The 14689-nt window shown below is 52.4% G+C and carries 16 protein-coding genes; 1 reads left to right on the top strand and 15 read right to left on the bottom strand.

Annotated elements, in window-relative coordinates; all coding sequences use genetic code 11:
- Positions 1-25: 25 nt before the first annotated feature.
- Genes CWC46_RS10095 through CWC46_RS10080 form a run of 4 tightly spaced genes read right to left on the bottom strand, consistent with a single transcriptional unit; the run spans position 26 to position 3601 of the window.
- Positions 26-760: a molybdate ABC transporter substrate-binding protein gene (locus CWC46_RS10095; RefSeq protein ID WP_021016711.1), complete on the bottom strand. Its 735-nt coding sequence runs from the start codon at positions 758-760 to the stop codon at positions 26-28.
- The gene (locus tag CWC46_RS10090; protein ID WP_021016712.1) at positions 760-1527 is read right to left on the bottom strand and encodes an ABC transporter ATP-binding protein; all 768 of its coding nucleotides are present in this window, start codon (positions 1525-1527) and stop codon (positions 760-762) included. The genes CWC46_RS10095 and CWC46_RS10090 overlap by 1 nt, the downstream gene beginning before the upstream one ends.
- Positions 1524-2540 (bottom strand): FecCD family ABC transporter permease, encoded by a 1017-nt coding sequence (locus CWC46_RS10085; RefSeq protein WP_021016713.1) that lies wholly within the window; start codon positions 2538-2540, stop codon positions 1524-1526. Before CWC46_RS10085 ends, CWC46_RS10090 begins: the two co-directional genes overlap by 4 nt.
- Positions 2537-3601, bottom strand: coding sequence for an ABC transporter substrate-binding protein (locus CWC46_RS10080; RefSeq protein WP_416354399.1), 1065 nt, complete (start codon positions 3599-3601; stop codon positions 2537-2539). Before CWC46_RS10080 ends, CWC46_RS10085 begins: the two co-directional genes overlap by 4 nt.
- Positions 3602-3965: 364 nt before the next feature.
- On the opposite strand from CWC46_RS10080, the gene ypdK reads away from it, so the two are divergent.
- Positions 3966-4040, top strand: coding sequence for a membrane protein YpdK (ypdK, locus tag CWC46_RS23635; RefSeq protein ID WP_101377546.1), 75 nt, complete (start codon positions 3966-3968; stop codon positions 4038-4040).
- Between the two features lie 52 nt (positions 4041-4092).
- Here ypdK and CWC46_RS10070 read toward each other — a convergent pair whose 3' ends face one another.
- The 11 genes from CWC46_RS10070 to gspD all read right to left on the bottom strand — a co-directional run bounded on the left by CWC46_RS10070 (position 4093) and on the right by gspD (position 14677).
- Positions 4093-4944: a prepilin peptidase gene (locus tag CWC46_RS10070; RefSeq protein WP_084297661.1), complete on the bottom strand. Its 852-nt coding sequence runs from the start codon at positions 4942-4944 to the stop codon at positions 4093-4095.
- 134 nt (positions 4945-5078) lie between these two features.
- Positions 5079-5573: a type II secretion system protein GspM gene (gspM, locus tag CWC46_RS10065; protein ID WP_021016717.1), complete on the bottom strand. Its 495-nt coding sequence runs from the start codon at positions 5571-5573 to the stop codon at positions 5079-5081.
- A complete protein-coding gene (gspL, locus tag CWC46_RS10060; protein WP_021016718.1) occupies positions 5570-6772 on the bottom strand; it encodes a type II secretion system protein GspL in 1203 nt (400 codons plus the stop codon). Before gspL ends, gspM begins: the two co-directional genes overlap by 4 nt.
- Entirely contained in the window at positions 6769-7764 is a 996-nt protein-coding gene (gspK, locus tag CWC46_RS10055) for a type II secretion system minor pseudopilin GspK (RefSeq protein ID WP_021016719.1), read from the bottom strand. Before gspK ends, gspL begins: the two co-directional genes overlap by 4 nt.
- Positions 7761-8465 carry a type II secretion system minor pseudopilin GspJ gene (gene gspJ, locus CWC46_RS10050; RefSeq protein WP_021016720.1) on the bottom strand — a complete coding sequence of 235 codons (705 nt, stop codon included), beginning with the start codon at positions 8463-8465 and terminating at the stop codon, positions 7761-7763. The genes gspK and gspJ overlap by 4 nt, the downstream gene beginning before the upstream one ends.
- Positions 8462-8839: a type II secretion system minor pseudopilin GspI gene (gene gspI / locus CWC46_RS10045; protein WP_021016721.1), complete on the bottom strand. Its 378-nt coding sequence runs from the start codon at positions 8837-8839 to the stop codon at positions 8462-8464. The genes gspJ and gspI overlap by 4 nt, the downstream gene beginning before the upstream one ends.
- Before the next feature lie 2 nt (positions 8840-8841).
- The gene (gene gspH, locus CWC46_RS10040; RefSeq protein ID WP_021016722.1) at positions 8842-9381 is read right to left on the bottom strand and encodes a type II secretion system minor pseudopilin GspH; all 540 of its coding nucleotides are present in this window, start codon (positions 9379-9381) and stop codon (positions 8842-8844) included.
- Positions 9382-9387: 6 nt separating this feature from the next.
- Complete coding sequence (gene gspG, locus CWC46_RS10035) at positions 9388-9837, bottom strand: type II secretion system major pseudopilin GspG (RefSeq protein ID WP_021016723.1); 450 nt, start codon at positions 9835-9837, stop codon at positions 9388-9390.
- Positions 9838-9868: 31 nt separating this feature from the next.
- A complete protein-coding gene (gene gspF, locus CWC46_RS10030; RefSeq protein WP_021016724.1) occupies positions 9869-11095 on the bottom strand; it encodes a type II secretion system inner membrane protein GspF in 1227 nt (408 codons plus the stop codon).
- Between the two features lies 1 nt (position 11096).
- Positions 11097-12593, bottom strand: coding sequence for a type II secretion system ATPase GspE (gene gspE, locus CWC46_RS10025; RefSeq protein ID WP_021016725.1), 1497 nt, complete (start codon positions 12591-12593; stop codon positions 11097-11099).
- Positions 12590-14677, bottom strand: coding sequence for a type II secretion system secretin GspD (gene gspD / locus CWC46_RS10020; RefSeq protein WP_237160223.1), 2088 nt, complete (start codon positions 14675-14677; stop codon positions 12590-12592). The genes gspE and gspD overlap by 4 nt, the downstream gene beginning before the upstream one ends.
- Positions 14678-14689: the final 12 nt, after the last annotated feature.

Raw genomic sequence — 14689 nt, 5'->3', positions numbered from 1 at the left:
CCGTGCGGCAAAATAACACCGTTCGTTACATCATCATTCCGAAACCATATTCGGCCAGACAACACTGTGCCGTTTCAGACAGCAGGTAACGCGCCAGTAATACCGCTTCTGGCTGCTCAGGTTTGAGCGTTGCCAACATATATTCTGCCGTAACGGCATAAGGTGCTGCCAGTTTAACAATGTGCAGTTCGGGATAACGTCGCATCTGTGGAATGTAGTTGGCATAACCGATATGGATATCACTCTGTCCGGTAAGGATCAGGTTAGCGCTAGCTATCGTCCCCGCCGGAAGCAATGACGTGAGTCCCGCACCCAGTAAAGGTTTCGCCCTGCTGCGCAGCAGGTTTCCTTTACCGGGATGCAAACACTCGATCCGATCAAAAAACTGATGCGCATAATCGCCACCAGGATCACTACCCGGTGTAGAAGTTGATAGTGTGAAGCGCGAATCGAGCAACGTTGACAACCAGTCTTGTCCGGTCAATGCGGGATCATTGCGCATCACTATGCACAGCTGATTGGTCGCAAAACGAGCCGTTTTCCCGGTCATTCCCTGCGACTGTAAGCGTAACGGATGCCCACAGTCAGCGGAGGCAAACAAATCGGCGACACCCCCGCTCATCAGTTGTTGGCACAACAACCCCGCAGGGCCAAACGTGGGTTCTGTTTCCACACCATAGCGTTGTGTGAATGTTTTCAGCAGCACGCTGAAAGGTTGTCTCAGACTTCCTGCGGCAAAGACACGTAATGCCCGATTCATCAGGACTCCATCGCCGTAAACAGAGGGATCAAGGTACGATAATGCTGTTGAGCGAACGCAACAGTCAGCATTTTGACCGGGATGCCATACAACCGGGTCAGATTGTCTTCCGTCAGAACGTCACCATTTAGCCCGTGTAGACATTCACCGTCATTCATCAGCAATAGTGAGCGCTGCGCGATCATCATCGCCTGCGCGGGATCGTGGGTGGAAAACACCACGCTAATCCCCTGCTCCTTTGCCAGCCGTCGCAGCAGTTGCAACACGCTGGCCTGATGCTGTAAATCCAGTGCCGCCGTAGGTTCATCCAACATCAGGATCTGGCACTCCGTGGTCAGTGCCCGGGCAATCAATACCCGCTGTTGCTGCCCGCCGGATAGCGTGTTGAATGGTCGATCCGCCAGATCCATCAGATCCAGTTGAGATAATGCTGCGTTAGCCAGTGCGATATCCTGCGCTGAAGGCATGGATAACCAGCCAATCTTACTTGCCCGTCCCATCAGTACAATATCCAGCACACTGTAGGCAAAAGATGGCGCAAAGCGCTGTGGCACAAACCCGATACTGCCATAACGTGTCACACGGCCAGCTAACGGTGATAAATACCCAAGCAGCGTATGCATCAGCGTGGTTTTCCCTCGTCCATTGCCCCCCAGTATGGCGGTAATCTCACCAGCCTGAATGTGGAGATTCAACGGAGCAAACAGCGCTTGCCTGGCAGAATAACCACACCCCAGATTTTCTGTTGTCAACATCGGGGCAGTCACAGTCGATTCTCCCTTCGGTTACGGCACAGCAACAGCACGACCATCGGTGCGCCCAACAATGCCGTAATGATACTAAGTGGTAACTCCGCCGTCGTCAGGCTGCGGGCCACATCGTCAACCAACACCATAAAACCGCCGCCCAACCACATCGATACCGGCAACAGACGACGATGATCCGGACCGACCCACAAGCGCGCGAGATGAGGAACCACCAGGCCCACCCAACCAATACAGCCGCTTACCGCAACCTGTGCGGCGACAATCAGCGCGCAGAGCGTCAGAATCAGCCAACGTAACAGCGGAACGGGAATACCCAACGTGGTGGCATCCTGTTCTCCCATGGAAAGCACATTGATGCGCCAGCGTAATCGCAGTAAAAGTCCACCGGCCACCGTCAACGATGCGGCCAGCATCATCACTTTATCCCACTGTGCCGTAGCGAAACTGCCTAACAACCAGAATATGATGCTGGGTAGTTTTTCTTCCGTGTCCGCCAGATATTGCATCAGACTGACTAGCGCGCCGAAAAAACCGCTGAGCAGTACCCCTGCCAGAATTAATACCAGAATCTGTTGCCTGCCCAACAGTGACGCGATCATAAACACCAACAGCAGGGCTACCATGCCGGCGGTAAACGTGGACAGTAGTAACAACAAAGGCGGCCAGCCAAACAGGATAGCCAATGTGCCACCGAAAGCGGAACCAGCCGACACGCCAATAATGTGTGGATCAACCAGCGGGTTACGAAACACCCCTTGCAATGCGGCACCGCATAGCGCCAGCCCACTACCGGCGCACAATGCCAACAATACGCGCGGTAGCCGGACATCCCACACCACCTGCCTTTCCACCTCAGTGATAGTCGAATCTACGCCAGTAAACGGTGAAATCAGAATCGACATAATACGCTCAATAGGCAGATCAAACTGACCCACCGCGAGCGATCCCACGGCGATCAGTAACGTCAAGAGTACAATCAACAACAACGTGATTCGGTAACTGCCCCTCATCATTTTACTGTAGCGAGAACAGCGGGTTGGTAATCCGTACGATAAAAGCGCCGGTAGTAGTCATTGGCGGCACGCTGCATATTGATATCCTTAAAACGCGCCGGATAAAGCTGCTTTGCCAACCATAATTCACCAATCGCCAGTGCTTCCGGCATCGGATAGCCCCAGGCTTTGGCATATTCAGGCATCAGATATACTCGGTGATGTTTCACCGCATCAATCGACTGCCATGCCGGATCATGCATGATTTGTCCCACCACATCCGGGTAACGGTTTTGCACTAAAATGACCTGTGGATTCCATTGCAGTACGCTCTCAATCGATACCTGCCGAAATCCTTTCACCGAAGCGGCAGCAACATTGATAGCCCCGGCATGGGACATCATCAGCCCGGTATATTTACCTGATCCGTAGGTCGTGAGATCAGGATTCGCAATATAAACACGCACCCGTTTGTTCAGCGGAATATCGTTTAAACGCGCCGCCACGATACGGCGCTGTTTAAACGTGTAAGCAATCAGCGCTTCTGCCTGTGACTGGCGATTAACTACGTTGCCAATCAGACGAATACCGGCTTTCAGTCCCTCGTTATAAGCCACATTTTCATCATCCATCGCCGGATTCATCTTATCCGCCTCACTGGCTTTATCCTGACGCAACGAAACCGCAATCACCGGAATGCCTGTATGTTCAATCTGTGACAGCATCTCAGGCGGCGCATAGTTAGCGACAAACACCACCTGCGGAGCCAGTTTAAGCAAGCTTTCAATGTTAACTTGCGTCAAGTCACCCGGCATTGGCAGCGTTGCCAGGCGGGGTGCCAAGCGTAAATAACCTTCACCCAACTGTTTTTTCCAACTGGACAAGACGCCGACCAGCGTGTCCTGTGCATCCAGTTGCACCAGCAGATTCAGCGTTTGGTGCTGCAAAACGACCACTCGGGTTACCTGGTCCGGTATGGTGACACGACGTCCTAGTTGATCAGTAACCTGACGCGTTGCCCACCCCGATGTCGAAATCATGAAAAGCGCAATAATCAGTAATGACCGCCATTGTTTTTGCATCATTTTTCCCTTGCCAATCGTTATATATAAAACAATATAACGATTGAATGTATAAAAATACTGATCTCGCGCATTATTAGGCTTCAACCGACTGGGAATATGTCAATTAGTGATGGGGGAAAATAGCGCCATAGCACGTAATATCATGCAGCGACTTTTAGTGGTATTAGCTGTTTATAAAGGAATTTATTGCTTGAATTACACTCCATACCAGGCGTAAATTTAGCGCCAATTCCATCATGACTGATATGAGTCCGACGATGATACAGGGCACCGTCAGTGGGGTAATTGTCGGTATGATACCCTGAACAATAAACGTGCAATCGCCATCGTTGCTCAAGTGACTTTTTCTGGAGAAAAATAAATGAAGTACTTCTTTATGGGGGTTTCATTCATCCTGTTTTTGTGGGTAGGGACTTTCATACTGATGGTGGAGTAAACCCCGGTATGTTGACCGAGGATACCGCTTAATTCCTGGGGGAGTCCTGGCATTACCCACTCAATCCACTAACGGCATTCAGTACCAAACTGATGCCGCCACCCAGCGCCAGCCAGGGGCCAAACGCCAGCGGCTGCTGTATATTCTGCCGCCGAGCACCACGCCACAACAGCGTCAGTAATAATCCCAGTGATGAAGCGATCAGCACCAGGTTTGGTAATGCCGACCATCCCACCCAGGCACCCAGTGCGGCCAGGAACTTGAAATCACCGTATCCCAGAGCGTCTCTCCCCGTGAAGCGTTTAAACAGCCAATAAATCAACCACAGTGAAAGATAACCCGCCATTGCACCCACTACTGCCTGACCCAAGGGCACAAAGGTTTCAAACAGATTAAACAGAAGCCCCAGCCACAGCAACGGTAACGTCAACACATCCGGTAACCATTGGGTTCGGATATCAATCACCGCCAGCACTAACAGGAAGCAGAATAGTACCAGTCCTCCCAGTAACGCCAATCCCGGTGCCCACCAACTGCCAGCCAGTACAAATAGCAGCGCGGTACACACTTCAATCAGCGGATAGCGCCAGGAAATAGGTCGGAGACAACAGTGAGAGCGCCCACGCAACCACAGCCAGCTCAGTACAGGAACGTTATCTCTGAAACGCAGCGGTTGCTGGCAATCAGGGCAGGTAGAGGGCGGCCACCAGAGATCATAGCGAGAAACGGGCTCTGGTTCAGCCAGACCAAGATGAAAACAGGCTTCCTGCTGCCAGCGACGCTCCAGCATAATTGGCAAGCGATGGATGACCACATTGAGAAAACTGCCAATCAATAATCCGCACACAAACAGAGCGGCCTGCCATGTCCACGGAAATACAGTGGCAAATGTATTTAGATCCATCATGCGTTACTCCCCCCTGTTCTCCCTGCTGTGATAACGATGCTGGCATAGCCTGGGTATCAAACCAATCATCACCGTAATCCGACGATGATGTTTGCACGGCATCCCGCATTTTGTGGCGAACCATCAATATGTTAGCCACCCTTTAATCGTTCCAGCAACAGTCGATTCACGTCTACATCTCCCGTACTGTTTTCCACCGCGGCGACATCCAGTACCTGAGTAGTCACACCGTTTTTCTGCTCCAGTTCCAACAGCCAGCGCATCAAGGTATTAAAATCACTGCGAGACAATGTCACCGACACCTGATTTCCCTGCGGCTGTAAACGTTGAATGGTGATGCCATATTGTGCGGCGGTTTGCGGAATTAGTACTGTCAGGCTGACCTCCCGTCCACTCACCGGCGGTTTCAGTCCCCTCGATGTCGGTAGCCGCGCCGCCTGCTTCGGCATCCAACTGACCGTCTGTCGTTCACGTTCAATCATCCGCCGCCATTGCTGGCTTTGTCGTTGCCAGGGTTGCCACAGAAGGTAATACAGCAAGCACAGAACCACCAACCCCACACATACCAGCATCAACCCCCTCTCCCGAAGGCTCATACTCTGCCAGCGTTGCCGCAGTTCATTCATGGCTGACTCCTTAATAACAGTTGCCCTTCCACATGGTCCTTTTCCTGCTTTATCTCACCCGGTGGAATCTGATAATAAGCCATCGCCTGCTGACGAAACTGCTCCATTTGTTCAAATGAATTAGCGCGTAGATTCAACCGCAACTCACCCCGGGCATGTTCATAAGACAGTGACTGTAATTGAATTCCGGCATTGTGAGCGACCAACTGCTGTAAGCGACTTATCTGTTCGGTCAGGGTAGCGGACGAATTCCCCACTTGGGCCTGCTGCAAATGACGTTGCATCTGCGCCCGTGGATTGACAACCGTGGTTTCCTCCGGGAACAGCTTGCGGTAAACACGGATACTCTCCTGATGCCAATAATTTGCCTGCTGATAAAGTTTATAATGTGACCAACCAGCATCCCCTGCCAGCAACAAGAGATAGACGGACAGCGCGATCAATACACCACGCCATGGCTGAACAGCCTGACGCCAGGATTTCACCAGCGCAAATTCGCCCTGTCGCAGATCCATACTCACCGGTAATGAGGCTTTCGCGGCCAGTGTCAACAAGTCCGTGACAGGTTGTGGCTGCCAGGTGATAGCTTCGGCAGGAACCGGGCTGTAGCAATGTACTGCCGGCAATGGCTGAAACGCGTTTATCAATTCCTGATACCAGCAGGTTTCTGCCGCCATGCCGATACCGCTATCCTGTCGAAACAACCACAAATCGTGATGACTCAACGCACTCCAGGCACTGTCCAGCCGGGGTAATGCCAACACATCCGGCAACAACGTTTCCACACTGACCCCAATCTCGTGGCACTGTTTCAGCCATTGCCTCATCCGATCTTTCTGCACAACGGCGACCGTACCCTGCTCATCACGTATTTCTACAACGGCAAAATGCAGTTTTTCAACATCTGCCGCCAGTTGATCCTCCAACATGAAGGGAATTGCCTGTAACAATTGCCGTCGTGACTGACGTGGCAACGTCAATGTATGAAAAACCACGTCAGTAGAAGGGACCAGCACCCGGGCGGAAACTACCGGGCAAGCCGCCAAACTCTCCTTCAACTCCGCTACCGTACCGCTCCCTTGAGCGACAACCAACTGACGACCGGGTGACCAAATCAGCCATTCAAGACTGTCTGTCGCGTCTGCGGATAAACGCACGACAAGATGCTGTTTCCCACTGGCGTTCTCTGTCCTGTTCATGGGTTCACCGTCCTATATCCCCCGTATTGCCGTTGTATTACATCAATTTTCTTACCATCAATATGGAACAGACTGCGCTGGTAAAAGTCATTGTCACCGACCAGAACCTGCACATCGGCAAAAAACCATTCACTTTTAATCGCCAGCACTTTCTGTGCGCCAGCCTTACTGCCATCAGGTAACTGCTGCAACCGGATAAATTCGTTCACGCTGCCCCATCCTTTCGCCGGACGTTGTGACAATACTGCTTGCGCATCCTCGGTATTAAGCTCTCCCATAAACAATGCAGACATCAGCGGAGCCTGCTCAACACGGAGGGTGTTCACATTAATCATCATCGTCTTCACTGGCAGGACGCAGACATACGGTAATAACCGGCGATAAAGCGCGGTATCCATCCCGGACACCACGCGCAGTTCGCTCACATCCACCATATTCTGGTTTGCAGGATGATAGGCCGGGTAGCTTTCGTCTTCAGCGCCCTTGGCTCGTGGCTGACTATCCTCATCGATCCAGTCACGGATAGCGTCAACCACGTTGTCCGCCCGTGTGGCATCTTCGCCCAGACCAATAATGAGTTGCCGTAATACTTTCGCGGCATAAGGCGCAGACATCAGCGTATCGCTGGTTTTTTCCGTATTTCCATTCTTGTTGTCATGTTGATTCAGTGCATTCAAATTTAGACAGGTCAAACCATCCTGCACCTGACTGCGGATTTCTCCGCCATCGGACAACGTCTGGTGCATCACCCGCGACCAGGATTGCCCCAGAGAAGTCTGCTTCGGTGAGGCTAGCGCATCCTGCAACAAGATGCTTTCTACCAAAGCTTCCGCGCCTCGGGCATACCACTTCGCCTGCATCCGGTTAAGCTGACTTTCCGTACGTTGCCAGGCCATGCCTGTTCGCTCGGTAATCGAGTACGCTACGGTCACCATCAGTGCCAGAATCAGCATCACGACCAACAACGCGACACCACGCTGCCGACTGTTCATGAACCATTCCCGCTCGCAGACTGCCCCGCATCAGGGTTATAGGTGGTATCCTGACGCGCTTCCGTGTCGCCATCCTGTGTACCAGTCTTATTCTTTTTCTTCTCTTTGTAAGTATGCGTCAGCAGGAACAACCGCGTTATTTCGCCGTAATCCCGCAGATTCACAACCACAGCAATACCTTCCGGCAGATTATCGGGATCGTCCCAACGATCCTGCCAGCCTCTCTTTCCAAAAAAATGCAGGACGAAACCATCGACATGGGTCAGTAACGGCCGGATTGCCGGTTCCTGCCCATTGAGTGGATCGGGAGAATCATAAAACAGACGTTCCAGGGTATTGTTACGTAGACGATAGCTCACGGGTTGCAGCTCTGAGCGCGGTAATACACCCAGTGGATTAAGCCAGCCATTGCGGATAAAACTGACAGCCCAGTCGTTGCTGTCAAACTGATATCGCCCGGCATAAAAGCCATGTTTGCTTCCTGCACGACGATAGGGAACAATCTGTGAGAAATCCCGCTCCATCTGCGAAAATGCACGCTGCAACTCGGCCAGTCTACCGGCTTTGCGCGCTGAGACCGTATCGTTGCGTATTACGCCATTCAACACTTCAGAGGTACTCAGGCTCAGCGCCGCAAATACCGCTAGCGCCAACATCATTTCCAGTAAGGTGAAGCCACGTATCGCTGAATAGGGTTTCACTGTGCCGGCTCTCCCTTACGAACCACATAACTGCGCAACCAGGCATCCGACGACGGTGAGTTTTTATTGTGACGGACCTCGACATCTAACGCGCGTACATGACTATCGGCCGTCTCCACACCTTGCAAACGCCAGTACCACAGCGTTCCGGCAAAGGGAACTTCGCCCTCTATCCAGCGGGTATCCGGCCAACTGTTCTCCAGTTGCACCTGTACCTGTTGATTGTCCGCAATCCAGGAAGCAAAGGTTTTCTCCTCCAGTCGACTCAGCGTGCCAGCCTGCTGCGCGGTGGTTTTTAACACCGTCAGGCCTGCCAGCGCAAAAACCACCAGCGCGATCATCACTTCCAGCAGTGTCATCCCTTGTTGCTTCATCGCTATCTTTCCACACCCTGTGACGTGAGCAAATTGCCGTTCTCATCCACCTGTAGCCAGGTCGCGCGCTGATCTTTAGTTCGAAATGCCAGCCGAAACGGCGTCACTTCACCGCCGGGCAAAACGATAATATCGGGGTCTCTGTCAGCAGCAGAAACGCGCTTGCTGTTGCCTGCCGCTTTTCCCGCACCCGCCAGTTCCAGTTGAAATACCGAAGGCAACTCGGTAACCGATGCCATGCGATGGGGTGTCCATGGTTGCCACGCATAGCTCAAACGCTGTTGATCATCAGGCAAATCCATCACCTGACGTTGTAACAAAACGTACTGCCAACGCTGAGGGAAGATGTAAATACCGAGGATGTGATCATTCATCTGGCTGTCCGCCACCGCGAATTCCAGTTGTGCCCGGAAACGGGACATTTGCCAGGCACTGTCCTGCGACTTGGGAACCGGGATGGACATCATGACCATCATGGCGGCCAGTCCAGCCAACAGGACGACCAACATGATTTCCAGCAGAGTAAATCCATGTTGCCGCACAATTGATTACTCGTTAGTGGTGCTATTGTGCGCACGCGTGCCAACATTCCAGTTGCCGATGTCATCTTCCGTATCCGGTATGCCATCTGGACCATAGGAGAAAATATCCAGCCTGCCGTGACGTCCTGGATTAAGCAGTTGGTACTCCGCGCCCCACGGGTCCTGCGGCAGACGGCGAATATATCCATCCTGTGGATAGTTGCGTGGTTCTGGTTGTACCGTTGGTTTTTTCACCAGCGACAGCAATCCTTGCTCCGTTGAGGGATAACGGTTGTTATCAAGCTTGTACATATCCAGCGCACTCTCCAACGCCACGATATCGCTAACTGCTTTTTGCCGGTCAGCCTTCTCTTTATTTCCCATCAGATTAGGCACCACCAGGCTCGCCAATATGCCGAGAATGACGATAACCACCATGATTTCCAACAGGGTAAAACCTCGTTGACGTCGTTCCATCTTTTATTACCTCATTCAATATCAGTCTTTACTACATGCTCATTAGGGTATTCAGTTGCAGAATCGGCTGTAAAATAGCCAAAACGATAAACAACACGATCCCAGCCATGCTGACCACCAGCAACGGCTCAAACAGCCCCAGTGCCAACGTCATTTCCGCATTGAACTCACGGTCCTGGTTGTCGGCGGCACGAGTGAGCATGCTATCCAGTTCACCGCTGCGTTCTCCGCTGGCAATCATGTGGCGCATCATGGCGGGAAACAGCGCCGTCTTCTCCAGCGCCCGATGCAAACTGACGCCCTCGCGTACCGCATCGGTCGCCTGACTCAGCCGAAAGCGAGCGTAATCGTTGGTCATCACATCACCGCTGATGCGCATCGCCTGTAACAGTGGCACTGCACTGGCATTGAGAATGCTCAGGGTTCTGGCATAACGGGCGGTATTCAGGCCCCGCACAATACGTCCAATCAGCGGTAAAAACAGTAGGCGGTGATGAAAGGCAATACGCCGCTGTTCCTGACGTAACAACACCCGTAGCCCCATAATGCCGAGTACCATAGCCAACACCACCCAGGGCCCGAAGGTGCGTGCTCCATCGCTTATCCCCATCAACAAGCGGGTTGACAATGGCAATGCCTGTTTCATGTGAATAAACTGCTCCACTACCTTAGGCACGACTGCCGTTAGCAAAATACTCACCACCGCAATGGCTACCACCGTCAGCACGCAAGGGTAAATCATCGCCTGCTGAATACGCCCACGCATCTGCTGGCGCTGTTCGGTGTAATCAGCCAGACGATTAAGCACCGCATCAAGATGACCGGAGGCCTCTCCGGCTGACACCATGGCACAATACAATCGCTCAAAACTGCCGGGGAAGCTGCTCATGGCCTCAGCCAGCGAATGTCCTTCCATGACCTTCATCCGAACCGATGACATCAACTGGCTCAGCTTCGGTTTTTCACTCTGCTTCGAAACCGCATCTAACGCCTCTTCCAACGGTAACGCCGCGGCAACCAAGGTTGCCAGTTGTCGGGTCAGCAATGCCAGGTCACCCGAGCTGATACGGTGAGCGCGTCGTAATGACAACCCAAAACCTTTTTGCGCCGTCGTTTCACCACGTTGCTCATCCATTTTCAACGGCGTCAGTCCCTTTTCACGTAAAAGCTGCCGCGCCTGACGAGCGGAGTCGGCCTCCTGTAAGCCACGGCATTTTTTCCCCTGCGCGTTCAACGCCTGATACTGAAATAGCGCCATGTCATTCCTCTTTGGTCACCCGCACCACTTCCTCCCAGGTAGTGATACCGGCCAATACTTTTTCCATTCCATCCTGACGAATAGTGGTGCGGTTATGGCCCAGCATACGGGCAATATCCAATTCGCCGTCACCACGATGGATAGCCGTCCGGACCCGGTCATCAATCAACAACAGTTCATGGATGCTGGTACGGCCGCGATAGCCAGTGAAGTTGCACTGCTCACAGCCCACCGAATGATGCAATGTCGTACCGACAGGCAGACCGGACTGATGGGCTTGCTCTTCATCAATCGCATAAGGCTGACGGCACTCCGGACACAGGGTACGCACCAACCGCTGGGCCAACACCGCCAGCAGAGAGGTAGACAGCAAAAAAGGTTCGGTGCCCATATCCTTCAGGCGCGACAGCGCACCCAACGCACTGTTGGTATGCAGTGTGGATAACACCAGATGACCGGTCAGGGATGCCTGCACCGCAATTTGTGCTGTTTCGCTATCACGAATTTCTCCAACCAACACGACATCCGGGTCCTGGCGCAGAATGGCCCTCAACCCACGGGCAAATGTCATATCCACTTTGGTATTCACCTGCGTCTGGCCGATACCATCCAATTCATATTCAATCGGGTCTTCCACCGTCATGATGTTGCGCTCGGTGGCATTAAGGCGGCTGAGCGCAGCGTAAAGCGTGGTACTTTTCCCCGAGCCGGTCGGCCCGGTCACCAGGATGATGCCATGTGGCCGGTGAATCAGCGTGTCCAACTGCTTCTGGTTGTTCTCTGTCATACCGAGTGCATCCAGGTCCAGCTGCACACTGTTTTTGTCCAACAGACGCAACACCACCCGCTCACCATGGTTTGATGGCAATGTTGAAACCCGCACATCAATGGCACGGCCACCAATGCGTAATGCCATACGACCATCCTGCGGGACACGTTTCTCGGCGATATCCAGTTTGGCCATAACCTTGATACGCGAAACCAGCAACGATGCCAGCTGGCGCTGCGGCCGCAAAATTTCCCGCAATACACCATCGACACGAAAACGAATCAGCAGATTACGTTCGTAGGTTTCAATATGAATATCGGATGCCTTGTTTTTGATGGCTTCCGTCAGCATGGCATTAATCAGGCGGATAATTGGCGCATCATCTTCAGCATCCAACAGATCATCGCTATTGGGCAGCTCTTCCGCCAATGTATAGAAATCAATATCGTTACCGATGTCTTCCATCAGTTGCCGCGCTTCTTCTGAATCGCGCTGATAGCGCATCACCAGCTCTCGCGTAAACGCTTCGGCACTCACCCGACTGATATTTAGCGGTACTCCTGCCACGCGCCGCGCTTCCAGAAGCGCCATCGCCGATGTTTGCGGTACACAGAGAACCTGTGCAACCGAGGTTAGCTCACCCTGTAACAGCAGAATCTGTTGGGCTCGCGCATAGGCGAATGGCAGCAGAGGACGTGACTCGACAGCGTCGATAAGCGATTCGCTCATCGGCCCTCCCGAGGATAAAACGTGGCAATGGCGGACTGTACTTGACTGAAGATGTAGGTATTGCCGCCAGAAGGTAAATGCAGCGTATCATTATTCAATACTCGCTCTCCCTGCCCCGCACCACGCTGTTGATCCTGTTCATGATCGAAGGAACGATACTTAGCCACCGATGCATCCCGAAACTGTTCGCGGTCACGAATGATGGTTGGCCGCAAAAATAGCATCAGATTACGTTTTGACACCGTACGGCTCTTGGAACGGAACAAGCTACCCAACCAGGGAATATCGCCCAGTAGCGGAACCTTACTATCCGTCTCGACGGTAGATTTATCGAGCAGCCCGCCAACCACGACGGTTTCGCCATTGTTCACCATGACAGCATTATTCACTGTGCGGGTATTGAAGGTCGCGCCCAGATCACTGGTTGTACTGCTGCTGGAGTCCGCAACGCTGGAGACCTCCTGCTCGATTTGTAGCAACACTGAATCACCGTCGTTAATTTGCGGTTTAACCTTCAGTTTGATACCCACTGTTTTGCGCTCCACCGTACTGTAAATATTGTCGGCGGAGGTCGTCTGAGAACCGGTAAGAACCGGGACTTCCTGCCCCACGTTGAACGTCGCTTCCATGTTATCCAACGTAACAATGCTGGGCGTCGCCAGCACATCGTTCTTGCTATTACTGGACAATGCTGTCAGCAACATTGACCAGTTCCCGTGATAGAAACCGGCTGCAATACCATTCACACTGCCAAGCGCGCTGGAATAAGCCGAGGTTAACGTACCGTCTGCACGGTATTGATCAGTACCTATCATCGCAGTCGAAATGGGCATACCAGTGTTGGTAAACTGCGTCATCCCCGCACGGTTGTTACCCCACTGGATACCCAGATTAAGGCCATCCGCATCCTGGACCTCCGCAATGATGGCCTCAACCAACACTTGTGGACGGCGAATATCCAGTTTATCGATAACCTTTTCCAGATCGCGCTGGATATCAGGCGGCGCGGTAATGATCAATGAATTGGTCTGATCGTGCGCCCGAATGGTCACTTCCTTGCCCTGAATGATGATGGTCTTTCCACCGGAACTCGAGTTGCTGCCAAAAGCGGAACCAAACCCCGTGCTGGTACTATCAGAAGAACTGCTACCAGAAGACGAACTGCTTGTACTACTACTGCTACTTGAGTCTGAACTTCCCGACTTGCTTTTGTTGCCGCTACTGCTGGACGTATTTCGGCTATTACTACTGCCGCTGTTACTTCCCGTAAGCACATTCACCAGATCCAATGCCTTGGCAAATTTCAGATAAATGACCCGAGTCCCGCCTTGTGCCACCGATTTGCGATCCAGTTGATGGACCATGTCTACTGCCCACTTTAAGGAGTGCGCTTCACCACTCACCACCACCGAATTGGTGCGTTCGTCCGCCACCACATTTGCCAGCATTGTGCTCGGCAAGCTATTTTTCTCATCACTCTTGTTAAGATTGGTTACCAGTTTGACCACATCTTCCGCAGAAGCGTAAACCAGCGGAACAGTCACGACATTGCGGTCACCGGTTTTATCTACCTCATCGATAATTTCCATCAGCCGCTTCACGACAGCGGCACGCCCGGTCATCAACAGAACGTTGGAAGGTTCGTAATGTACGACACTGCCCGCACCGGCATTATCATTCAGTTGACGCAATAACGGCGCCAGATCGCGGGCGGCAACATTATTGACAGGGACAACGCGGGTAACCAATTCATCGCCTACCCCCGGCTGCTCGTCACTGGCTACCGGTATTGAAGATGTCTTGGCGTCTTTTGAGCGAACCACTTTCAACACACCGTTATTCATTGATACGACAGAGAAACCATATACATCCAGCACACTGAGAAAGAACTGGTAATACTGCCCCTCATTCATCATGTCATAGCTGCGTACCGTTACGGTGCCACGTACCGTCGGATCGATAATGACAGTTTTATTCAGGTTTTTACTGACGGTATTAATAAATTCCTGAATGTCGGTGCCTTTAAAGCTGGCTGAAAACTCGGCGCCCCATCCACAGGATGATCCGAGCAAAAGGGCGATTATGCCTAACCAACC

Origin of the sequence: Prodigiosinella confusarubida, from assembly GCF_002847015.1 — a bacterium.
Classification (GTDB): domain Bacteria; phylum Pseudomonadota; class Gammaproteobacteria; order Enterobacterales; family Enterobacteriaceae; genus Prodigiosinella; species Prodigiosinella aquatilis.
This window is presented reverse-complemented; position numbering and strand designations above follow the sequence as displayed.

Excerpts from the sequence above, each read along its gene's own strand:
- gspM (WP_021016717.1), bottom strand. The coding sequence starts at position 5,573 with ATGAATGAACTGCGGCAACGCTGGCAGAGTATGAGCCTTCGGGAGAGG.
- gspE (WP_021016725.1), bottom strand. The coding sequence starts at position 12,593 with ATGAGCGAATCGCTTATCGACGCTGTCGAGTCACGTCCTCTGCTGCCA.
- gspG (WP_021016723.1), bottom strand. The coding sequence starts at position 9,837 with ATGGAACGACGTCAACGAGGTTTTACCCTGTTGGAAATCATGGTGGTT.
- gspK (WP_021016719.1), bottom strand. The coding sequence starts at position 7,764 with ATGAACAGTCGGCAGCGTGGTGTCGCGTTGTTGGTCGTGATGCTGATT.
- CWC46_RS10080 (WP_416354399.1), bottom strand. The coding sequence starts at position 3,601 with ATGCAAAAACAATGGCGGTCATTACTGATTATTGCGCTTTTCATGATT.
- gspF (WP_021016724.1), bottom strand. The coding sequence starts at position 11,095 with ATGGCGCTATTTCAGTATCAGGCGTTGAACGCGCAGGGGAAAAAATGC.
- CWC46_RS10085 (WP_021016713.1), bottom strand. The coding sequence starts at position 2,540 with ATGATGAGGGGCAGTTACCGAATCACGTTGTTGTTGATTGTACTCTTG.
- gspL (WP_021016718.1), bottom strand. The coding sequence starts at position 6,772 with ATGAACAGGACAGAGAACGCCAGTGGGAAACAGCATCTTGTCGTGCGT.
- CWC46_RS10070 (WP_084297661.1), bottom strand. The coding sequence starts at position 4,944 with ATGGATCTAAATACATTTGCCACTGTATTTCCGTGGACATGGCAGGCC.
- gspI (WP_021016721.1), bottom strand. The coding sequence starts at position 8,839 with ATGAAGCAACAAGGGATGACACTGCTGGAAGTGATGATCGCGCTGGTG.
- CWC46_RS10095 (WP_021016711.1), bottom strand. The coding sequence starts at position 760 with ATGAATCGGGCATTACGTGTCTTTGCCGCAGGAAGTCTGAGACAACCT.